Source organism: Geomonas limicola, from assembly GCF_014193675.1.
Classification (GTDB): domain Bacteria; phylum Desulfobacterota; class Desulfuromonadia; order Geobacterales; family Geobacteraceae; genus Geomonas; species Geomonas limicola.
This window is the reverse complement of record NZ_BLXZ01000001.1, coordinates 140,045-162,075: the sequence shown is the minus strand read 5'-3', so window position 1 is coordinate 162,075 and position 22,031 is coordinate 140,045. Positions and strand designations below refer to the sequence as shown.

Annotated in this window: 15 protein-coding genes and 3 riboswitches; of the genes, 14 read left to right on the top strand and 1 reads right to left on the bottom strand. The window is 55.7% G+C overall.

All coding sequences use genetic code 11. From position 1 onward, the window contains the following. Nucleotides 1-3 precede the first annotated feature (3 nt). The 9 genes from H7688_RS00650 (at nt 4) to H7688_RS00605 (ending at nt 14,200) form a co-directional block, all read left to right on the top strand. Entirely contained in the window at nt 4-1,539 is a 1,536-nt protein-coding gene (locus tag H7688_RS00650; RefSeq protein WP_183359084.1) for a lipopolysaccharide biosynthesis protein, read from the top strand. Continuing rightward, entirely contained in the window at nt 1,539-3,119 is a 1,581-nt protein-coding gene (locus tag H7688_RS00645) for a PIG-L deacetylase family protein (protein WP_183359083.1), read from the top strand. Before H7688_RS00650 ends, H7688_RS00645 begins: the two co-directional genes overlap by 1 nt. 161 nt (nt 3,120-3,280) lie before the next feature. Continuing rightward, nucleotides 3,281-4,495, top strand: a complete 1,215-nt coding sequence (locus H7688_RS00640) for a phenylacetate--CoA ligase family protein (protein WP_183359082.1) — start codon at nt 3,281-3,283, stop codon at nt 4,493-4,495. After that, nucleotides 4,488-5,468 (top strand): glycosyltransferase, encoded by a 981-nt coding sequence (locus tag H7688_RS00635; RefSeq protein ID WP_183359081.1) that lies wholly within the window; start codon nt 4,488-4,490, stop codon nt 5,466-5,468. The genes H7688_RS00640 and H7688_RS00635 overlap by 8 nt, the downstream gene beginning before the upstream one ends. Continuing rightward, the gene (locus H7688_RS00630) at nt 5,449-6,561 is read left to right on the top strand and encodes a CapA family protein (RefSeq protein ID WP_183359080.1); all 1,113 of its coding nucleotides are present in this window, start codon (nt 5,449-5,451) and stop codon (nt 6,559-6,561) included. The genes H7688_RS00635 and H7688_RS00630 overlap by 20 nt, the downstream gene beginning before the upstream one ends. A gap of 160 nt (nt 6,562-6,721) precedes the next feature. Continuing rightward, nucleotides 6,722-7,774, top strand: coding sequence for a hypothetical protein (locus H7688_RS00625; RefSeq protein ID WP_183359079.1), 1,053 nt, complete (start codon nt 6,722-6,724; stop codon nt 7,772-7,774). An 88-nt stretch (nt 7,775-7,862) separates the two neighbouring features. Next, entirely contained in the window at nt 7,863-8,507 is a 645-nt protein-coding gene (locus H7688_RS00620; RefSeq protein WP_183359078.1) for a YdcF family protein, read from the top strand. Between the two features lie 98 nt (nt 8,508-8,605). Further along, a riboswitch (cyclic di-GMP riboswitch) is annotated at nt 8,606-8,682 on the top strand. A gap of 445 nt (nt 8,683-9,127) precedes the next feature. Next, nucleotides 9,128-9,204: riboswitch (cyclic di-GMP riboswitch) on the top strand. A gap of 31 nt (nt 9,205-9,235) precedes the next feature. Further along, nucleotides 9,236-12,091 (top strand): Ig-like domain-containing protein, encoded by a 2,856-nt coding sequence (locus H7688_RS22750; protein WP_308470297.1) that lies wholly within the window; start codon nt 9,236-9,238, stop codon nt 12,089-12,091. A gap of 416 nt (nt 12,092-12,507) precedes the next feature. Continuing rightward, nucleotides 12,508-12,583, top strand: a riboswitch (cyclic di-GMP riboswitch). An 81-nt stretch (nt 12,584-12,664) separates the two neighbouring features. Further along, on the top strand, nt 12,665-14,200 hold the full coding sequence (locus H7688_RS00605; RefSeq protein WP_183359076.1) for an Ig-like domain-containing protein: 1,536 nt from the start codon (nt 12,665-12,667) through the stop codon (nt 14,198-14,200). A gap of 291 nt (nt 14,201-14,491) precedes the next feature. On the opposite strand, the gene H7688_RS00600 is transcribed toward H7688_RS00605, so the two are convergent. Further along, the gene (locus H7688_RS00600; protein WP_183359075.1) at nt 14,492-15,235 is read right to left on the bottom strand and encodes a Crp/Fnr family transcriptional regulator; all 744 of its coding nucleotides are present in this window, start codon (nt 15,233-15,235) and stop codon (nt 14,492-14,494) included. Nucleotides 15,236-15,493: 258 nt separating this feature from the next. On the opposite strand from H7688_RS00600, the gene xrtA reads away from it, so the two are divergent. From xrtA to prsR, 5 genes are all read left to right on the top strand, one after another. Then, a complete protein-coding gene (xrtA, locus tag H7688_RS00595; RefSeq protein WP_183359074.1) occupies nt 15,494-16,339 on the top strand; it encodes an exosortase A in 846 nt (281 codons plus the stop codon). After that, nucleotides 16,336-16,968: an exosortase C-terminal domain/associated protein EpsI gene (locus tag H7688_RS00590; protein ID WP_183359073.1), complete on the top strand. Its 633-nt coding sequence runs from the start codon at nt 16,336-16,338 to the stop codon at nt 16,966-16,968. The genes xrtA and H7688_RS00590 overlap by 4 nt, the downstream gene beginning before the upstream one ends. A gap of 160 nt (nt 16,969-17,128) precedes the next feature. Then, entirely contained in the window at nt 17,129-18,415 is a 1,287-nt protein-coding gene (locus H7688_RS00585; RefSeq protein ID WP_183359072.1) for a nucleotide sugar dehydrogenase, read from the top strand. A 66-nt stretch (nt 18,416-18,481) separates the two neighbouring features. Next, a complete protein-coding gene (gene prsK, locus H7688_RS00580) occupies nt 18,482-20,563 on the top strand; it encodes an XrtA/PEP-CTERM system histidine kinase PrsK (protein ID WP_183359071.1) in 2,082 nt (693 codons plus the stop codon). A 10-nt stretch (nt 20,564-20,573) separates the two neighbouring features. Next, entirely contained in the window at nt 20,574-21,944 is a 1,371-nt protein-coding gene (gene prsR, locus H7688_RS00575) for a PEP-CTERM-box response regulator transcription factor (RefSeq protein ID WP_183359070.1), read from the top strand. The last annotated feature ends 87 nt before the right edge of the window (nt 21,945-22,031 follow it).

The window sequence follows — 22,031 nt, the reverse complement described above, 5'->3', positions numbered from 1 at the left end:
CCCATGAAGAGCATCGACAAAACTATCATCCTGATGCTAGGCCGCGCGTTCGGGTCGTCCACGGTCATGCTGATCTCCATCATGTTGGCCAGATCCCTGTCCAAGGCAGATTACGGGACCTACGTGCAGACCAGCATGCTGGTGCAACTGGCCGGCTTCCTGCTCACCCTCGGGATACCGTCCAGCATTACCTATTTCCTTCCCAAGGCTTATGACAAGAGCCGGCTGATCGCGCGTTCCTACCTGCTTATGCTGGCGGTGGGGTGTCTGGGCGCCATCAGCCTTTTTGGGGGACGGGAGTACCTTGCCCGCTTTTTCAACAACCACCACCTGGGCGAATTCGTGATGTACGCAGCGTTCGGAGTCTTCTTTTTCCTCTCCTCGCAGCTTACCCGGCCTATTCTGATGTATGCCAGGTCCACACTCTTGCTGGCCAAGATCGAGATACTGCGCTCGGTTCTGTTTCTGGCGGCCATGATGGCCTGCGCACTTCTGTCTGTCGCACTCTCCACGGTGATCCTGATCCTCACCGCATCCTTTTTCTTTGATTTCGTCGTCTCGGTGCTGGTCGCTCTCAAGGCGGTCTCGGCGAACCGCGGCACCACGAGTCCCGCAGTACCGCTGGGGGAACAGATCGGCTACTCGTTTCCCCTTGGAAGCCTTGCCTTTTGCTGGTACGCGGGTCGCGAACTCGACAAGTACGTGATCTCCCACTACATGAACCCGGACCGGCTTGCCCTGTACTCGAGGGGAGCCATCGAGATACCGCTGGTGCACATCCTCGCCAGCACCATCTCGCAGCTCAAACTGCCGGATTGGGTGGCACAGTGGGACAGGGGAAGTTCCAGCGCGCTTATCGAAGGGTGGCATCACACCATCGTCAAGGCGTCGCTCATCATCTTCCCGGCCTTTGTTTTCCTGGAAATCCTGGGCAGAGAGTTCATCGCCCTTTTGTACTCCGACCAGTACCTGCAAAGCGCCGAAATCTTCCATATCTATCTGCTCATGCTCCCGCTGCAGGTGACCTCGTACACCGCCATCGTCGAATCCACCGGCAAAAATCGCGTGGTCCTCATAGGGTACCTGGTGCAACTCCCCGTCAGTCTTGTGCTTAGCGCCGTTTCCGTGCGTTACTTCGAGTGGTCCGGCCCGGCGCTGGTCTCGGTGCTCAGCATGTACCTCTGGACCGGTTACCTGCTTTTCGTCATTGCCCGCATCTTCAAACTGAAGCTTTCTCGGGTCTTTCCCTGGCGGCGCCTGGGCTCGATCCTGCTGGTCGCGGTTGTGGCCGGGGTCCTGCCCGGCGTGCTGCTCTGGGGGACCGGAGGGTACCTGGCCACCCTGATCCCGCAAAAGGAGCTTTTGCACGGGTTCCACGTCCTGGTTTACTTCGCACTCTACGCCGCTTGTTACGGCACCCTCGCACTGCGCTTTACCTTGTTCGATCCCGAGGATGTGGAGACTATGTCCCGCTGGCTCCTGCTGGGGCGGATCAAACGGGCGCTACCGGGGAGACTTCAATCGCAAGGGGATAAGTGATGGCAGAGTCTGCAGGATTTGTTTCGCGACCAAAAGAGCTGCATCCGGAACTGTTTCCAGGGGGGACGCCCAGCGACGCTGCCGTGCCCGTTCGTTTGCCGCATTACCGGCTCCAGGGCGAGGCGCTCTACTTCCTCACTTCGTCGAATCCCTTGGCCCGCCTCGACGAAGGGGAGCGCCGGGTCTGGGAGGCCATCGACGGGCAGTTGAGCGTCTGTGCACTGCGTCAGCGTCTCGGCACGGACCTGGACCGGGCACTGCTGCGTTTTATAGACCTGTCGCTTTGCGAACTGGTGCCTGGTGCGCACCCTGCCGGGCGACAGCGGGTCGTGGTGCTTGAGCCGCACATGGATGATGCTGCCCTCAGCGTGGGGGGCATCATGTGGCTACGCCGGCGCGAGTGCGAATTCCACATCGTCACCCTGGTTGGCGTCACCAACTTTACCACGCAGATAACCATAGGCCGGGATTACTTCGACCCGGAGACTGTTTCCGGTTTGCGCCGGGACGAGTCTGTGCTTTGGGCGCGGCACGTGGGCGCGTGCCACTACACCCACCCCTTGCGTGAGGCGCCGCTTCGTTTCAGTGATGAGCCCTGGACCCTTGCCTGGTACCAGCGTAACAAGAAGGCCGTGGGGGCCTTCGTGAACCACACGGCTGGTCCCGAGGAGCACCAGGACTGGGCGGCACTTATCGAGAAGACCATACTCGAGCTTAAGCCCGAACAGCTTTGGGTACCCCTGGGGCTTGGCTATCACGTGGACCACGAATTGACTCGCAATGCGTTTTTGGGACTGGCCCTCGAAAAACCCTGGCTCTTCAAGGGGCTCGAGCTCTACTGTTATCAAGACGTTCCCTATGCGGCCATTGCACCGTTCCATGCGGATCAACTGATCCAGGCTCTGGAGGGCGCTGGAGCGACCTTCGAAGAACAAAGGGTGGACATCACCCAGGTAATGAACCTGAAGTTACAGTTACTTACCCTGTTCAGGTCCCAGTTCAAAATCGACCCTATTCGGCGCAAGGTAGAGGCCTGCGGCAGCAAACTCGCCCAAACACCGGAGGGCTATGCAGAGGTGATGTACCGGGTGTTAGCGCTTCCCGATTGCAGGGTTGAACAGGCGGCCACCGTTGCCATTGGCCGCCGAGTACAGGACCTTGCGCGCAAGATGGCTCCGTGGTTTGAACGCAATCACGACGCTGCCCAAATCCGTATTCTCGTTGCGGTCGGGGTAGGGCGTTGGGCGGAGGACGTGACATTTCTGCTGGAGAGCTTTCCCTACACCTCTTTCGAGATTTATCTGCCTGAGGACTGCCTGATCGAAGCCGAAGCACTAACCTCAGCGCGGATAGTCACGGTCCCGGTGGATAAACGGTGGAAAAGCTGGTTTGCTAACGCCGTACGCATCCTAGTTCGCCACCCGGGCCCTTGCGTGCTCATTTCCGGAGCTGACGACGATAAACAGAAAAAGATCGCCGACGCCTTGGGTGCGGTAAGCATTGGGTCCGACACGCTGGTCGCACTAACCATGAACCAATTGGTGTTGGCTCTAAGAACCGTCCGTTCTTTGGTTGATTAGGTGTCGCATTTCTGACGCACGATAGCCTCTTCTGAAAAGCCGAGGGAAAGGTTGACAAAATGAATGGAAAGCTTGCGAACTCATTGCTGATTAAGCCTGTGCACTTTATACGCGGTGAGTTTCTTTCTCGGAATCGCTTGGAAATAAACAGGGTCGCGTCTATGAACAGTACAGAGCTTGTCGAATACCATCAGCGCAAACTTGTTCAACTTTTCGAGAACTGTATGGGCCGGGGGGGAGGCTCTACAGGTGGTTTGCCAGGAAAACCGGTGGTTCTCTCGGAGTTACCTCTTGTATCCAAAGACATCTATCGCCAGCAAACAGCATATTTATCAGAGGCACCCTTTTGGCGAATGGACCACCGCAGTACGAGTGGTTCAACGGGATCACCTTTTAGCTTCTATAAAGACCGGATGGCAACAGGCTTTATGGAGGCCGTACAAAATGATGCATATGCCTGGCATGGGATTAATGTAGGCGAACCTCAGGCCCGTTTTTGGGGTATGCCTCGCGGCGGTAGTGGAGTTCTAGCACGATGTAAAGACATCTTAAAAAATCGCATACGTTTTTCCGCATTCGATCTAAGCGAGGCCGCCTGTCTGGCGTTCCACCGGAAGCTTTTGAAGTTCAACCCCACGTATTTCTATGGCTACCCTAGCTTGATACTGCATTTCGCCAGGTTTCTTGACCGGCATAATCTGTCGCTTAAAAACATTCCACTCAAAGTGGTCATCGGAACCGGAGAGTTCGTTTATGCGGAAGAAAAACTGGAGCTTGAAGAACGGTTGGGGTGCAGATTCGTCTCCGAATACGGTTGCTCAGAGGTGGGAGTAATAGGTTTTGATTGCCAGCATGGTAACATGCATGTGACCGCATCCAATGTGATTGTGGAGATTGTAGATAACCATGGAAGAACTGTTCCTGAGGGGGAGGAGGGGGAAGTTGTGGTCACTGAGTTGCACGCCAAGGCTGTTCCTTTTGTTCGTTACCGTCTTGGTGATCGTGGGATCCTTTTGCCTTCCGGGTGTTCCTGTGGTAGAAATCTTCCCCTTCTGAAAATTTCTGCCGGGCGTAAGGATGACTATATCCGTACGCCTGAAGGGAAAATAGTCTATGACGCAATTCTTGCGTACACTCTCAAAAGGGGGATTGTTCAGTTCAAAGCCGTACAACCCACCTTGGACAAACTAAGGATAGACATTGTAACTGATGATAAATTTTCTACTCACTTGGAAGAGATGTACAAAAGCATACTACAAGATGCTTTGAGCAACTCACTTGTGATTGAGTTTGTTAAGGTGGATCATATTGACCGTGAAAAATCAGGGAAAATGAGGTATTTTCGTTCAGAAATAAAGGAGTTTACGCATGAATGATTTGTGCTTAGCGCCTTTTGTTTCAGTGGTAATACCTGTGAAAAATGAAGAAATGTACATTAGTGCCTGTCTTTCAGCCGTTATGAAGCAAGATTACGTTGGAGACTTCGAAGTTTTAGTTGTTGATAATGGCAGTTCCGATCGCACTGTTCCTATTGTGGAAGACTATTTTTCCTCGTTTGATCGTGGCCGAGTCATCTTTAAACCAGAAGGCACGATTGCTTCCGTTCGTAATGCTGGATGGCACCATGCACGGGGAGAGGTTCTGGCATTTTTGGATGGAGACAGTGTCCCGGAACCGTCGTGGCTTAGAGAGGGGGTTGCCTTGCTCGGGGCGGCACCTGACATTTCGTGCGTTGGTTTTTCTGCAGCACCCCCTCTTGCAAGTGACACGTGGGTGGAAAAAGCTTGGTTTCCGATCAGCAGCACAGGAAAACATCGGGGTACTGTCGAGGTGCGGTGGTTGTCGTCCTTTAATATGTTAGTACGTCGTGATTTTTTTGAGGCCGTCCAGGGCTTTGACGAGAACCTTGTAACCTGCGAAGATGCTGATCTGGGGACCAGACTTTCAGAATTTTCGCGTCTTTTGTTGAGCGACTGCTGTCATGTCCGTCATCTCGGTACAGTGAAAACCGTCAGTAGTTTTGTACGAAAGGAGTTTTGGAGAGGGAAAAACAGTTTAACCTCGTTTCTAAAAAATGGCTGTAAGTTGGCAGAACTACCAAGCGTGTTGATACCCGTTGTCTATCTGGTCCTTTCTGTTTTTTTGATAATGCAGGTGATAATATATTGGGGATTTCATGCAGCAAATTCAAGAGTTTTCCTGCCGGTCCTGTTGTTTCTCATCGTGCTGCCTCTTTTAATGGTTCTAAGAAAAGGAGTGAGGGGAGGGGCGCTGGTCTGCCAAATCTGGTTACTGTTTACTGCATATTTGGTATCTAGGGGGGTTGCTATTGTCTTCACACATCGATGATCCAATTACTTTAGTTGCGGTGGGTGATCTTAGCTTAGGAGACTCACCTAAGATGATTGGTAGAGGTGTTCGGCATAGTACGCAACAAAATGGTGCTGCTCTTTTTAACCTGAGTCAGGCAGCTCTCAAAGGAGACATCGTTTTCGGAAATCTTGAAGGTGTGCTCTCTGATTATGGTTTTGAGTCGGGCTCTTTTTCTAAAGCTCAACTGCGCGGTAGGCCGTCCCTCGGCGCCGTACTGCGACAGGTTGGCTTTAATTTTCTTAGTGTTGCCAATAACCACATGATGCAGTACGGATTGACTCCGTTCGTGCAGACCTGTGAGTTGCTGTCTCAAAATGGCATCAACATAGTTGGGAAAAGAGGGGAGGGAGGTTGGCAGTGTGCACCGGTGAAAGTTGAGATCAGAAGTAAGACAGTTGGTCTGCTCGGGTACGCCACCTCTGATAATTATGGTCACATTCCAGCGTATGCCTTGCTCGTGCCAGATCGTGTATTAGATGACGTTCGCCGACTGTCTCATCTCGTCGATTTCATAGTGATTAGCTTGCACTGGGGCGATGAATTTGTTCATTCTCCCTCCCCCCTGCAACGCATATTTGCAAGAGAGCTTGTCGATGCCGGGGTAAATGTGGTGTTAGGCCATCATCCCCATGTTGTGCAGGAAATAGAGGCATATGGTAATGGCACAGTTTGTTATAGCCTCGGAAATTTTGTCTCCGACATGGTCTGGCATCGCCGCGCGCAAGAGGGACTTTTGGTCTCTCTCCATCTATTAAAACCAATTGTTGGTGTTGTTGAATTGTATAAAGTCAATATTGATGAACTGTTTCAACCACAATTGAAGGTGATTTCAATACCTGAATTGACTGCCTATGTTGCAGATGATGTCAATTTCTGTAAAAACGTGCAAAGTTACCAAAAGTTAGTATCCATGAGGGTCACACAAAACTGCCGACTTGGTTATGGATATATAATGTTAAATTTTTACAAGTATAATCTGTTGGTTCTCTCTAAAATTGTGGGTAGTGCGGCGCTAGGCCTCTTTAACAGTTTTTGGGGCAGAACCATACGTTTTTTGAAGTTTTTGTGATGGTAATCACACCGCGATTCTTTGGGTTTGTTATTTGTGATATCACAGGGACGCCCCACGACCGGTTCCCTCATTGGAGCTGCACTACCTCTTGCATCTTGGTTTGGTGCGGGTAAATTTAGATGGCCTTTCCATCAGTTAACACGAAACGAGGTGCCGCATGGGAAAAAGAACGCTTGGGATAAAAGTCCTCATTGCTTTAGTGTGGGTGTCGCTGTGCAGTTCGGCAAATGCACAGGTACTTTTTGAGGACAACTTCGATACACAGGCAGATTGGGCTCCAAAATGTCTGAACTGCAACCGCAACGGGGGGGGGTACTACAACGGTGGCGATGCTTCAGGAACTCCAGTGGGGTGGGACTGGTGGCGAAACGACGAATTCTGGAGTCCTTACGATTTCACAGATAGAGGCTATGGGGCAGGCACCGCCTCTTCGAAACCCACTATCCAGATCTCCAGTTTTAATCACTATGGGACCACCGGAAAAGCGCTCACGGTATATAATGAGTCCAACAACGGAGACGGCAGTGATGGTTTTGGTGCTGACGGTATTTTGGCAAAATCCCTGGGTAAAGATTTCCAGGAGTTGTATGTAAATGTAAAAATTAAATACCAACCAGGATTTCAGTTGCACTGGACTGTAGGTGGTAACGGCGTTACACAAAAATTAGTGAGATTTGGGCATAATGGAGATCCCATACGGCCATTTGGCTTTGGGACAAGTTTCCAAAACGCTCCTATGTATTTCTTTGATAACTACATGGATGAGTACGGCTTGACGCAAGCACATGCCTTCAGATTCGCCCCTGCGAATCTTTACTACCTGCCCGGACAAAAAACTTCAGCTAAATATGTCGGAAGCCCCGGATTTGCTCAATCCATAGGAGATGGCAATTGGCATCAACTCTCATTTTATGTAAAAATGAATAGTGCTCCTGGAGTCGCTGATGGTGTAACCACCTTCTGGTACGATGGTGTTCTGCAGACCAGCACTACAAACATACCTTTCGTAAAGGCAGCCCCGATGGTGGGGTGGAACACTGTTTACTTAGGAGGCAATTGTTTCAATAGCTATGCTCCTATAAGTGATAAAGCGGAACAGTGGTATGCATTCGATGATTTCGTCATCAGCACAACTCCCATTCCTTTTACCTATAAAGTTGGCGGTCCTACTCCTGTTGAACTTAATGCTGCGCCGAAAGCTGCAAAATAACGCGTTGTTATTGATTCACAGGCGGCTGTGCATTTTACGGCATGGCTGCCTGTGATCGTCGGTTCTCACTAGAGGCAACATCTTTTTTATGTATGCTACTGCGCTAAAAAGTAAGGCTTTTTTCTGCTGGTGCGCCAAATTTGCTGTCATTGGTTGTATATTTGTTGTCCTCCCTTCCATCCCTTTCTTTCGAAATATTTTTGCTACTCCCTTAGTGCTGCATGAGCCGCAGGCACGCGGAAAAATTTGCTACGTCCTGGACGGAGGCGGGGCCATCTGGGAGCGTCTTGATGCCGCATCCGACTTACTTAAGACCGGGCGCGTATCGAAAATTCTGCTACAAAGAGATGATACCCGCGGCCGTTATTGCTTCAAAGCACAACGAGCGCTGACGGGCTCGGAGTGGCGGATTAAATATCTTCTTTGGCGTGGGGTAGAGGTGGAATCCATCGGTTGGATTTCTCGCGAGCCGGGTTTACTCGGAACTTGGACCGAGGCACGTACCTTGGGGAAAAACCTTGCTGGACAAATCGATACAGTTGTTATCGTAAGCTCAGCGCCTCATATGAGGAGGGCCGTTTTAGCTTTTCGTACTTTACTGCCAACGCATGTCAAGGTTGTGCCTTATGCTGCGTCAACACTTTCAGATAGCTACGAATTTTTCCATCCGATTTGGTTGGAGTATTTAAAGCTTTCTCTCTACCAATTTCTAGCCTTGCTTAGTCATATCTAAGTATGAATGGTGCAATTACTTTTTTAAAAAGTAAATTTACTAAATACTTACATTGTGGTTGCTACTTCTTTACCCAGCCAACGTATAGTTTCCAGAGTATACGATAATACTAAACCATTTGCGAGAATGGGACGGAAAGCCTAAAGGGTCTCTCTGAGACAGCCGGGTCGCCGAATTGCCAAGGGCAAGCGGGACCCGGTTTTTTTTGTCCATATTGATACCTCTAATATTACCTCAGGCTTTGTGCAGGATTTGGACAGACGAACCACTGGTGAACATCCGTAAGTTGCTGTTTATTTAGCCTCGTTTTGGGGTGCTGTTCACCCTGAAGCCAATTGGAGATTGTAACTTAGGCAGGGCTTCCGTGGTTGATGGCCGTAATCTTGCGTAATCATACAGTATTTTAGTTGTTGGGCTGCTGCAGTTTCTGGCATCATGCTTGCGGATGCGTTATCAGGTGCCGAGCGGTAAACACTTCGGGTTTTAAAAAATGGTCGATGGTGTGGGGTAAAAGTCATTTTTGTATTTCTAAATACATTAAAACGGAGCGTCATGTGAAAGACTAAGCTTGGCCCCCTGCTTGGGCTGAGCGGAAATCGCTCCGCAACACACAAATCGGTAGACGATAATACTAAACCATCCGCGAGGGTGGGACGGAAAGCCCATTGGGTCTCTCTGAGACAGCCGGGTCGCCGAAATACCAGCCAATCGCGTAGTGCGTTTTGGCAATGGGAGGCGAAATGGCCACGAAGAGAGAAGAAAAATGGCAGAGTGTAAGAGCTGCTGCCTTAATTCTGACACTGCTTGTCGCAGTACTGCTCTATTCTAGTGTATGCTTAGCGGCGAGCGTTGAATTATCTTGGCCGGCAAGTTCCGATCCTGATGTCGTAGGATATAATGTTTACTACCAACGTGGCGGCCTCACTCTCCCCTTCAATGGCACGGGAGCTACTCAGGGCAACTCGCCGGTATCAGTCGGCAACCTGAACACTACGACTCTCGACGGCTTGGATGCAAGTTCTATTTACTATTTCGCCGTAACCTCTATCAACGCTTCTGGTTATGAAAGCGTCTTTTCCAACGTTGTCCAAATAAAAGAGTTAACTCCTCCGGTTGTTTCCATTAGTACTCCAGTTAATGGCAGTCTCGTCAATGGGTCTGTTTCAATAGCCGTTAACGCGACAGATAATGTAGCTGTAACCAATGTTAAAGTTTTTGTTAACGGAAACTTGGTGGGTGACACTCCTACCTCACCGTATGTTTTTTCGTGGGACACCTCCTCCCTTAATGGCGGTGCCTACACAATCACCGCACGGGCACTTGATGCTGCTGGCAATGAAGGTATTTCCACTCCTGTCACGGTCTCATTGGTTAATGATCTTACACCTCCTACAGTAGTAGTTACTAATCCTACCAATAATGGATCAGTAAATGGGACTGTTCCTGTTACCATTTCAGCAAGCGATAATGTTGGTGTGACACGGACTGAACTATTTTTTGATAACGTTCTGGTCCTGGCAACAAATCAAATTTCGACTGCATATTCCTGGAACACTCTCTCGTACGGCAACGGCATTCATGTTATTGATGCTAAAGCTTACGATGCCGCTGGTAATGTGGGCAATGCACCGACAATTCAAGTAGTCGTTGCTAATGATACAACTCCCCCTGCTGCATTAATTACCATTCCATATTCAGGTGCTACTGTTGGTGGTAATGTTACAGTTCTGGCCGCTGCTACTGACAATGTTGCTGTAACTAAAGTGGAATTCTACATTGATGGTATTCTTCAGGGGAGCAGTCTTAACAATCCCTACACTTTTTCCTGGAACACCCTTGCCAGTGCAAACGGCGCGCACATCCTGACTGCTAAGGCTTACGACGCAGCAGGGAACGTAGGGGTCTCATCCAATGTTGCCGTTACCGTCTTTAACGACACCTCCGCTCCTACGGTCTCCATTGTAGCTCCCAGTTCCGGTAGCATCCTCAGTCAAACGGTAACAGTATTGACGTCCGCCAGTGACGACGTTGGTGTAACCAAAGTTGAGTACTACCTTGACGGCACTCTGCAGGCGACCGCAACCAGCCTTCCCTACAACTTCGCCTGGAACACCCTTTCCACCGCTAACGGCAGCCATACTGTGAGCGCCAAGGCCTACGATGCGGCCGGCAATGTAGGACAGTCCGCCAGCGTCACCGTGAGTGTCTTCAACGATACGACCGCTCCCACGGTAGCCATCAGTTCCCCGAGTACCGGCAGCACTATCGGCCAGAGCGCAACCGTGCAGGTTGCCGCCAGCGACAACGTTGGGGTAACCAAGGTCGAGTATTACTTGAACGGCACCCTGCAGGGGAGCGCGACGTCGGCTCCGTACACCTTCTCCTGGAACACCCTTTCCAGCGTTAACGGCACCTACACCCTGAGCGCCAAGGCCTACGATGCGACCGGCAATGTGGGACAGTCTGCCAGCGTCACCGTGATCGTATTCAATGACACGACTCCCCCTTCCGTTTCCATCACCTCTCCGAGCGCCGGTAGCACTCTCGGGCAAACCGCAACGGTGCAAATCGCTGCCAGCGATAACGTGGCAGTGACCAAAGTCGAGTACTACCTGAACGGCATTCTGCAGGGTAGCGCCACCTCTGCCCCGTATGCGTTCTCCTGGAACACCCTTTCCAACGCAAATGGATCCTACACGGTGACCGCCAAGGCCTATGACGCGGCCGGCAACGTGGGACAGTCCGCCGGTATCGCCGTGACGGTCTTCAACGATACCAGTGCCCCGCTGGTCTCCCTCAACTCCCTGAGCAACGGCAGCGTCGTGAGCAGGACTGCCACCATCCAGGTCACGGCCAGCGACAACGTGGGGGTCAGCAGAGTCGAACTCTACGCCAACGGCGTGCTTCTGGGCAGCGCTACCAGCGCCCCTTACAGCTTCATCTGGAACACACTAGCGGCGACCAACGGCTCCTACATCTTGACCGCCAAGGCATACGACATGGCCGGTAACATCGGCACCTCGAGCGCAATCACGGTAAGCGTTTTCAACGATGTACAGGCCCCCACGCTTGGTAATTTCACCCTGCCGGCCAATGTCAACTCCACCACGGTGGCGATAACCAGCCTGAGCGCGAGCGACAACGTTGCCGTCGCCGGATACCTGATCAGTGAAAGCGCTACGGCCCCCAGTTCCTCGGCCGTCGGCTGGAACGCCTCCGCCCCAACCAGCTTCACCTTCTCGGGTACCGGGCTGCGCACCGCCTACGCTTGGGCCAAGGATGCCACCGGCAACGTCTCCGCCGCCAAGTCGGCTTCCGTGCTGATCGATACTACGCTGCCCGCCATTAAATCGATGTCGCTGTCACGCTCCAGCAGCGTTGTGAATATCAAAGCCTCGGCAACCGACAACGTCGGGGTCACCAAATTCCAGCTCTACGTAGACGGCGTCCTGAAAACAGAGGTTGCTTCCGGATCGCTCTCCTACAGCTGGACCGTGAGCAGTACGGGTACCCATACGGCTACGGTAAAGGCCTACGATGCCGCCGGTAACACAAGGACCCAGTCGGTGAGCTTCTACAGGTAACGACTTCATCGGGCAATATGCCCGAAAGGGCACGGACAGGTTCCGTGCCCTTTTTTTGATCTTCAGATTCCCTTGCTGAGTTGGTAGGTGCTTGATATTGTGAGGGTTCGCCCCATATGGTTGTAGGCGGTCCGACCGAACGGGTTGGGGGCGCTTCTCGCACTTGGTGAGAAAGGCTTGGAAAGCTCAAGCAATCTGTAGTAAAGTGCGTAACGCCAATTCATGATCCGATTTCAAGCCAAGGAGGCTTGTCGAAACTGATAATTGGGAATAACCGCCTGAACAGTAGTGTCTCTTAGTATGGAAACACTGAGAAATGTAATTTGAAACACATAATCTGATCCCCTCCTGTGCGAGACTGGTACTACACAATGAGTAATCTCCCGCCAGTGCGGGATCCAAAACTGAATACGGGTAAACGACAATACTAAACCATTCGCGAGAATGGGGCGGAAAGCCTATGGGTCTTACTGAGACAGCCGGGATGCCGAACTACCGATCGAGGTGTGCGGCCCGGCTGTTTTCAGTTTCCAGGCAAGCAGATGGGTAAAGCACACCGACCGTGAGGGCACCATGAAAATCTCACCACCGTTTACCAATACCTGCCCCATTAGGCTCCCCGCACAGCTCTTGGTATTTTGGGCACTGGCCGTCTGCCTGCTGCTTCCTTCTGCCGCTTCGGCAGCCATATCCCAACTCGATCCTGCGGCGTCCCATTTCTTCGCGGTCACCTCCTATGGAGCGACTGGCCTTGAGAGCATTAGTTTCAGCGTGGTGGACAATGCTGATCCCAACCCGCCCGAGGTCGTGGTGAATACCGCCACCGATCCTCTGCCGGTAAGTGGCATCACCGCGATACGGGTGCAGGTGCCGGACGGGGTACAGATTACTCGGGTGCAGTTCTTGGTCAATTCCGTCTCCCAGGGCGAGTCCACCAGCACTCCCTTCGCATTCTCCTGGAGCACCGCACAACTCGCTCCCGGCGACTACCAGGTGGCGGTAAAGGCCACCGATAACACCGGCGGTGAATTGGTTTCCGACCCGATAACGGTAAGCGTGTCGGCCCAGGATCCGGTGTCGACCACCGATACCGAGCGTCCGGTGTTGTCCATCGCTGCACCGCTTTCCGGAGCCACTCTGGCTGGGAGTGTTACGGTGAGCGCCTCCGCTACCGACAACGTCGGAGTGGCCCGCGTCGAGTTCTACGTAAATGGTGTCCTGCAGGCAACCAGCAACAGCGCCCCGTATCTCTTCACCTGGAACACCCTTATCTTTGCTAATGGCAGCTATGCCCTCAGCGCCAAGGCTTTCGACGCTGCCGGCAACGTCGCTGAGTCTTCGATAAACGTCGCCGTATTCAACGACACTGTCCCCCCGATCGTCGCCTTTAGCGCTCCCGGCGCCGGTCAGGTGGTGAAGGGCAGCGTCCCGGTCACTCTTACGGCCAGCGACAACGTCGGCGTTAGTCGGGTTGAACTCTACCTGAACGGCTTGCTGCAGGCGACCTTGAACGCCGCCCCTTACAGCTACGCCTGGGACACCAGTCGGGTCGCCAACGGTAACTACAGTTGGAGTGCTAAGGCCTACGATGCCGCTGGGAACCTCGGGACCGCGGTCGAACGGGTGGTCCAGGTGCTCAACGACACCACGCCGCCCACCCTCAGTATCAACCCGGCCACCTCCCCGAGCACCTCGGCCAGCCAGCTCCTCTCCGGATCTGTACAAGACGATGACCAAGTAGCCTCGGTGACCGTGCAGATTGGCTCCCAGGCCCCGCTCAATGCCACGGTAATCGCCAGCTCCTGGAGTCTCCAACTCACCGGTCTTGCCTTGGGGCAGAACCTGATCACCGTGCGTGCCAACGACCGCTCCGGGAACCTTGCTACGGCGACGACTGCCATACAGGTGCTTACCCCGTCTCAGGTTCCTCTAACCCTGGCAGATGCCCAACTCGCCCTCGAAATCGCGACCCGGGGGACAACGCCGACTCCCGAACAGTTGGCACGGCTGGACGTGGCGCCCTACGTAGACGGTCAGTCACACCCTAACGGGCTAGTGGACATTGGGGACGTGGTTGTGATTCTTCTTAAACTGGTAGGGAAGTTGTAACTGTTTCTCGGGATACTGGAAGGATTGACAGGGGAGGCTGTGCTTTGGGCACTGTCTCCCTTTGTTGTTTGTGTGGTTGGAGTGAGCCGTCAGGTGGTGGCACTGCTGAGACTGGTGATCGAGAGCGGGTGGGTTGTGGGGCGTTGTGTAGGAGAGACGACCAGAGGAGGGGAGCAGGTGCGCAAACAGTCGCTATCCAGGTCATACTGAACCAGGTGCTGGACGCTACCTTCAGTCCGATACCCTTTCAGTGAGCTGCTGCGCGACCCGCAGTTCCGGCTTGGCTGGGCCTCAGTAGCCCGAGGCTTCGCGGTCGGTTGAGCGTCGGCAGCGTTCCGCAAAGAACTGCCGGGTAAGCAGGATCGCCTTGTCTTCCAGGATCTCGATCATTCCTGATTTTTCCAGGTTCCTCAGCACCCGGCTCATGGTTTCCCGGGTCACCGAAGCATAGCTGGCCATCTGCTGGTGGGTGAATTTCACATCGATGATCCGGCCGCGGTCGTCCTTCACACCATAGAGTTCCCCCAGGCGCTCCAAAAGCGAGAGCACCCGATCCTGGGCGTTTTCGGTGTTGAAACTCAGGATTCGGATCATCTCCCAGGATTCGCGCAAACGGGCGCAGAGCAGGTCGATGATCTTGCGGCGGATCCCGTCGTTGGTCATCAGGTGTTCGTCGAAATCCCGTTTGGCGAGAAAGCCGATCACCGAGTCCTCGTGGGCGATGATGGTGGCCGGCGATGTCTTGCCGTCCAAAAGCGACATCTCGCCGAAGAAGTCCTTCCTTTTGTGGATGGTGATGATCTGCTCTTTCCCCTCGTCGTTCATCTTCACTACCCGAACCTTGCCCGAATAGATCAGGTACATGAAATTAGAGGTGTCCTCCTCGTAGAGGACAATCTGCTCCTTGGTGTAGTGTTTCTTGACCAGGAGCTTCTCGACCTGTTCGACCTCGTCGGCTGATAAAGACGAGAAAAAGGGGATGCTGCTGATGAGATGATTGTCCTGACGCAACCGGGGCAATGCTTTAATGACCATTTGCCACCTCCACCGTGTACCTGGGACAATGAATAACACATAATTACCAACTGGCAAAGCAATCAGTTGCATAATCATAAAAAAAATGTATTATGGCGTAAGTTCTTGCTGTGCCAGCATCATTTCTTCATGAGAGGGTGGCGGTTGCAGGTGAGACATTCCAAGAATTGCTTCCTAGTTATTAACATTTGCTACTGCTGACGTCGCTTGTCCGAAATTCATTCGGCGCTGCCACGGTCGGTTCTTGTACCTGAGCCTATGACTTTTAGCGAATCGTTACAACAGAACCGCAGTTGGCTCTTGCTTTCCTTGCTACTGATCGGAGTGCTCTACCGCGGTGTGGTCCCCGACATGGTGCACCAGTGGTACGAGGATCCCAACTACTCGCACGGATTTGTGGTCCCCATCCTGGCCGGCTACTTCCTGTACGAGCGGCGCAGCGAACTGGCCGAGGCCCAGGTGGCACCCTGGTGGCCCGGTTTTCTCCTGGCCTCATGCGGGGTGCTGCAGCTTGTCCTGGGCTGGCTGGCGGCCGAGTTTTTCACCATGCGCAGCTCGCTGGTGGTCATCCTGGCCGGCCTTACCCTCTTTTTCTTCGGCAAACGCCTTTTTCGCCTCATGTCCCTTCCCTTGGCCTACCTCATCTTTATGGTGCCGCTCCCCTACATCGTCTATGACATGGTCGCCTTCCCGCTCAAGCTGTTCGTCACCAAGGTGTCGATCGGCTTCTTGAAGCTTTGCGGTGTCGTGGTGCTGCGCGAAGGGAACGTGATCCAGCTTCCGTCCACCACCCTGGAGGTGGCAGACGCCTGCAGCGGTATCCGTTCCCTCATCTCCCTCATCGCGCTGGCGGTTGCCTACTCCTTTTTCATCAGGCTGACCACGGCGCGGCGCGTGCTGTTGGTCCTGGCTGCCATCCCCATCGCCGTGGCCGCCAACGCCCTCAGGGTGATCGGCACCGGTTTCCTCGCCCAGTACTGGGGCGCCCGGGCTGCTGAAGGGTTCTTCCACGAATTTGCCGGGCTGGCGGTGTTCGCGGTGGCCATCGTCTTGATGGTCTCCCTGGGGACGCTCCTTTCCCGGGGCACCGGGAGGTCCGCGTGATCGGCCGCAGCAAGTTCCTGGCAGTCTACGCCCTGCTCGTCGTGGCGGCGCTCTACCTTAACCTGCACCGGGACACCGGGGTACCGATGAAGCGCCCGTTCGAACAGTTCCCTTCGAATGTCGGGAGCTGGCGCATGCAGGGGGAGAACGTCCTTTCTGCCGATGTCCAGGCGGTACTCAAGGCCTCCGATGTGCTGTTGCGCCAGTACGTGGGTTCCGGCGGGGACCGGGTCACCTTCTACATCGGCTACCACGACGGCGGCAAGGATGCCGGTGAGATTCACTCACCCAAGCACTGCCTGCCGGGGAGCGGCTGGTTTGAGGTTTCCAGCCGGCGCACCCGCGTCGAGGTCCCGGGAGGGGCGCTTAACCTGGTGCGGGCAATCTACCAAAAGGGGGAAAGCAAGGAGCTTTTCCTGTACTGGTACCAGGTACGCGGCCAGAGCATTTCCGAAGAGTACTCGCTTAAGCTCGCCGAGATCGCAAACTCGGTGCTCTACGGCCGCCGCGACGCCGCATTCGTCCGGATCTCCGTCCCCTTCGGCGGCTCCGAAGAAAATGCCCAGAAGACGGGCGAGCGCTTCGTCGCCGAGTTCTACCCGGTGATTCGCGAGTTCCTCCCTATCTAGCGGCCGCCCCTCGGGCCTTGCGGCGCTACCTGGCTGCAAGGTCCCCCCGGGATTGGGCGCGGGATGCCTTGAAAACCTGTCGATATCGACCCTGACCACGCCGGCCGGTTTTAACCGGGTGGTTGTGAATTTTTGCTGAGAGTGTTACCTGGAGGTATCCGTGCAGAGAGAACGTGTTATTTCCGTAATCGGCCTGGGTTACGTCGGGTTGCCGGTAGCCGTCGCCTTCGCCAAGGTGCGCCGCACCGTGGGGTTCGACATCAACAGCGCGCGTATCGCCGAACTGCGCCAGGGACACGACCGGACGGGCGAGGTGTCCCGCGAGGACCTGCGCGCGGCCGACATCCTTTTGACCGACAGCATCGAGGACCTGCGTCGCGCCGATTTCCACATCGTGGCAGTTCCCACCCCGATTGACGAGGCCAACCAACCGGACCTGAGGCTCATGTACCGTGCCTCGGAGACCGTGGGGGCTGCGCTCAAACCCGGCGATATCGTGGTCTACGAATCGACCGTCTACCCCGGCGTGACCGAGGAAGAGTGCCTCCCGATCCTGGAGCGTGTCTCGGGGCTCAGTGCGGGGCGCGACTTCTTCGTCGGCTATTCTCCCGAGCGTATCAACCCGGGCGACAAGGAGCACACCTTCACCAAGATCAAGAAGGTGGTGGCCGGCCAGACCCCGGAAACCCTCGAGGTCGTGGCCCAGGTCTACTCCTCGGTGGTGACCGCCGGGGTGCACCGTGCCTCCTCCATCAAGGTCGCCGAGGCCGCCAAGGTCATCGAGAATACCCAGCGCGACCTGAACATCGCGCTTATGAACGAACTCGCGGTGATCTTCGACCGGATGGGGATCGACACCGGCGAGGTACTGGCGGCCGCAGGGAGCAAGTGGAACTTCCTCAAGTTCTCCCCCGGGCTGGTGGGGGGGCACTGCATCGGGGTCGATCCCTACTACCTGACCCACAAGGCCGAGAAACTGGGCTACATCCCGCAGGTGATCCTGGCGGGGCGGCGCATCAACGACGGTATGGGAAAGTTCGTGGCCCAGCGCACCGTGAAAGAGATCATCCAGGCGGGGCACCCGGTGCTTAACTGCATCGTGACCGTGCTGGGGCTCACCTTCAAAGAAGACTGCCCGGATCTCAGGAACTCCAAGGTGATCGACATCATCACCGAACTCAAGGACTACGGGATCCAGGTCCAGGTCTGCGACCCCCTCGCCGACCCGCAGGAAGCCCGACACGAGTATGGAGTCGACCTGGTCCCCCTGGATAAGCTGAAGCCCGCAGTGGCAGTGGTGGCCGCGGTGGCGCACCGGCAGTACCGTGAACTCGGCACCACGGAGCTTTTCGCCCTGATGAACCACAACCCGGTCCTCGTGGATGTAAAGGGGATTTACCCGCGCGCGGTTCTGCAGGAGGCGGGGATGAGGGTCTGGACCCTCTAGATTTGCCGGACTGCCCGCTCCCAACCGTGGAGTGGGTCCGGGTTTTCGTAGTGTTAAGAGGTGGGGATGCTCGTTTCCATAGCTGCTATCGTACTGCTCTTGATCGGCGTGGTGCGCGTGATCCAGAAGGAACGCAGCCGTGGCGGGTTCATCCTCGCTGCGCCGCTTCTTGGCACGGCACTCTTGGAGCTCTGCGACCTGGCCGCCTTGAGCGACTACTTCGATCCCTTGCCCTGGAAACGCGGGTCGCTCTTCGTCGAGGCTGTTCTGCCCGCCCTGTGGCTCCTTTGTTCGCTGAGCTACGCCCGCGATAACGGTCCCCGGACCAGCTCACGGATCGCGCGCCGTCTGGCTGCCTGCGCCCTGGTACTTGTGGCAGTACCGCTGGCCTTCCCCGCCGAAAGCGTCTTCTACTCCCCGGATTTCCCCGTCGAGCCGATCCTCTTTCTTACCGATGTCGGCTACTACTTCTATACCCTGGTGATGGTCCTCTTGGTGATCGCACTCACCCAGTTCGAGGCTACTTTGGTGAACGCCTCGCCCGATGCGCTGTGGCGGGTCAAGCTGGACATCGTCGCCTTGGGGACCATGCTCGCGGTGCAGGTCTTCTACTACTCGAACGCCCTGTTGTACCGCACCCTGCACATGGAACTGGTTCCCCTGAGGAGCCTGCTTTTGGTGGTGGGCGCGGGCATGATGGCCTACGCGCGGCTGCACTGGCGCGGCGGGGCACGGGTCAAGGTATCCCAGCGGGTGCAGGTCAAGTCGGTTGCAACCTTCGTGGTGGCCGGCTACCTGATCCTCCTGGGTGTCCTCGGCGAGGGGATGCGCCACCTGGGGCCCTTTTTCCCGCGGGTGCTTGCCTACTCCTGCGCCTTTCTTGCCGGAGTGGGGCTGTTGCTCCTCTTTCTCTCGGAGCGGGTCAAGCGCGAGCTCAAGGTCATCCTGCACAAGAATTTCTACCAGAGCAAGTACGATTACCGCGCCCAGTGGCTGGGTCTCACCCAGCGCCTCTCTGCCTTCGAGTCGGGCGAGGATCTCCTGAAACGGGTTTTGGGGGCCTACTGCGACATCTTCGGGGTGAGCGGCGCCGCGCTCTTCTTGCAGCAGGAGGGGTACTTCTACTGCGCCACCTCGATTCTCGACATGACCCATCTGCAGGAGACCATCTCGCAGGGAAACTCCCTGGTGGCCTACATGAAGCAGAAAGGGTGGGTGTTCTGCCGCACCGATGACAACCCGGATATCCTGGACGAGAACCGGGAGTTACTGGTCAAGCACAAGTTATCCTTCGTGATTCCGCTCTTCGAGGCGGAACGGCTCACCGGGTTTATCGCCCTGGGCGAGCAGGTGGTCCCCAGCGAGCAGTACCGCTACGAGGACTACGACCTCATGAAGACCATCGCGCGCCAGGCCTCGATCGCCATCCAGCACCAGCGGCTCTCCGAGGAGCTCACTAAGGCCCGTGCCATGGAGGCGGTGGGGAGCCTTGCCACCTTCGTGGTGCACGATCTGAAAAACCTGGTGGCGACGGTTTCCCTCATCGTGGAGAACGCCCGGCAGCACCTGGACAACCCCGAGTTCCAGCAGGACATGCTGGGTTCGCTCAAGAACACCGCGGACAAGATGCAGGGGCTCATCGCACGGCTTAAGAACCTTGGGGAGAGCGAGTTGTACAACCTGCGCCCCACGGATTTGCTTCCCCTGGTGCAAAAGAGCGCCCGCATGGTGGGGAGCTCGCTCACCGCCACGAGCGGCGTCACCGTCCAGGGAACACCGGAGGTCGCCCTTGCCGACGAACGCGAACTGCAGAAGGTGCTCCTGAACCTGTTCATCAACGGCATCGAGGCCTCCCAGGGGGAGCGCAAGGTGGTGCTGGCCGAGGTCGGCTTCGAAGGCGCCCCCTACATCCGGGTCACCGACACCGGCTGCGGCATGTCGCAACGCTTCATCCGCAAGGATCTCTTTACCCCGTTTCACACTACCAAGAAAGAAGGACTCGGCATCGGGCTGTACCAAAGCCAGCAGATCGTGGCGGCCCATGGCGGAAGGATCGACGTGACCAGCGTCGAGGGGCAGGGAACCACTTTTACCGTTTGGCTGCAACCGCCGTCGGCGGGGACCGGTTGGGTGACTCAGGCTGCCTGAAGGAGGAACCGTGGAAAAACTTCTGATCGTGGACGACAACCAGGATATACGCCAGCAGCTCAAGTGGGGGTTGAACCAGGACTTCCAGGTCCTTTTGGCGGGGGATGCGCGGGAGGCGATGAGCTGCTTCAAGAGGGAGCACCCAACCGTCGTGGTGCTCGACCTGGGGCTGCCGCCGCACCCGGACAGCTCGATCGAGGGGTTTCGCTGCCTCGAGGAGATGCTGGCCGCGAACCCCGCGGTGAAGGTGATCATGCTGACCGGCAACAACGAGCGCGAAAACGCGCTGAGGGCCGTACGCACCGGTGCCTTCGATTTCTACGCCAAGCCCCCGGTATTGAGCGAGCTCAAGGTGATCATCAGCCGCGCCTTCCACCTGGCGAACATCGACGAACAGAACCTGGGGATGACCGAACAGGAAGTTGCGGTTCCCGGCGAGCACTGGGGGATGATCGGCTCCTGCCCCGAGATGCAGGCCGTCTACACCACCATCCGCAAGGTCGCCTCCTCCAATGCCCCCATCCTGATCACCGGCGAAAGCGGTACCGGTAAGGAGCTGGTGGCGAGCGCCATTCACGAGGCGAGCCTGCGGCGTCGTGGTCCCTTCGTGCCGATCAACTGCGGCGCGATTCCCGAAAACCTCCTGGAGAGCGAACTCTTCGGACACGAGAAGGGTGCCTTCACCGGGGCCCACGTGGCGGTGCAGGGGAAACTGAGCTACGCCCAGCGCGGCACCCTGTTTCTCGACGAGATCGGCGAGCTGCCGGTGAACCTGCAGGTCAAGTTGTTGCGTTTCCTACAGGAGGGGACCATCCAGCGGGTAGGGGGGCGCGAGGAGATCACCATCGACACCCGGACCATCTGCGCCACCAACGTCGATATCGAAAAGGCCATCACCGAGGGGCGCTTCCGGGAGGATCTCTACTACCGCATCGGCGTCATCAACATAAAGCTCCCCCCCTTGCGCGATCGAGCGGACGACGTGGTGGCCATCGCCGAAAAGTTCCTGAGGCTCTACGCCAAGGAGAACAAGAAAAAGGTGAACCGCTTCTCGCCGGCAGGGATCGCCTTTTTGAAGCGTCACGACTGGCCGGGGAACGTGCGCGAGCTGCGCAACCGGGTACAGCGCGCGGTGATCATGTGCGAGAGTGCAGCGATCGGGCCGCTGGACCTGGGGTGCGATCACGAACCGGTGGTGGCGGCCGAGAAGCCGCGCGACCAGCTCTCGCTGCGCGAGGCGCGGGAGAAGATGGAGCGCGAGATGATCCTCGCCGCCATCGAGCGCCAGTCCGGCAACATCCTGAAGGCAGCGGAGGATCTCGGGGTGAGCCGTCCGACCCTCTACGACCTGATGCGCAAGCTCTCCCTGCACCAGGGCTAACCAGAGCCGCTTCCCCGGTGCCGCAATAAAAAAAGCCCCGTCCGTAATGGATGGGGCTTTTTCGTGTGCAGTGCTGCCGATGCTACC

Excerpts from the sequence above, each read along its gene's own strand:
- H7688_RS00650 (WP_183359084.1), top strand. The coding sequence starts at position 4 with ATGAAGAGCATCGACAAAACTATCATCCTGATGCTAGGCCGCGCGTTC.
- H7688_RS00645 (WP_183359083.1), top strand. The coding sequence starts at position 1,539 with ATGGCAGAGTCTGCAGGATTTGTTTCGCGACCAAAAGAGCTGCATCCG.
- H7688_RS00640 (WP_183359082.1), top strand. The coding sequence starts at position 3,281 with ATGAACAGTACAGAGCTTGTCGAATACCATCAGCGCAAACTTGTTCAA.
- H7688_RS00635 (WP_183359081.1), top strand. The coding sequence starts at position 4,488 with ATGAATGATTTGTGCTTAGCGCCTTTTGTTTCAGTGGTAATACCTGTG.
- H7688_RS00625 (WP_183359079.1), top strand. The coding sequence starts at position 6,722 with ATGGGAAAAAGAACGCTTGGGATAAAAGTCCTCATTGCTTTAGTGTGG.
- H7688_RS00620 (WP_183359078.1), top strand. The coding sequence starts at position 7,863 with ATGTATGCTACTGCGCTAAAAAGTAAGGCTTTTTTCTGCTGGTGCGCC.
- H7688_RS22750 (WP_308470297.1), top strand. The coding sequence starts at position 9,236 with ATGGGAGGCGAAATGGCCACGAAGAGAGAAGAAAAATGGCAGAGTGTA.
- H7688_RS00605 (WP_183359076.1), top strand. The coding sequence starts at position 12,665 with ATGAAAATCTCACCACCGTTTACCAATACCTGCCCCATTAGGCTCCCC.
- H7688_RS00600 (WP_183359075.1), bottom strand. The coding sequence starts at position 15,235 with ATGGTCATTAAAGCATTGCCCCGGTTGCGTCAGGACAATCATCTCATC.
- xrtA (WP_183359074.1), top strand. The coding sequence starts at position 15,494 with ATGACTTTTAGCGAATCGTTACAACAGAACCGCAGTTGGCTCTTGCTT.
- prsK (WP_183359071.1), top strand. The coding sequence starts at position 18,482 with ATGCTCGTTTCCATAGCTGCTATCGTACTGCTCTTGATCGGCGTGGTG.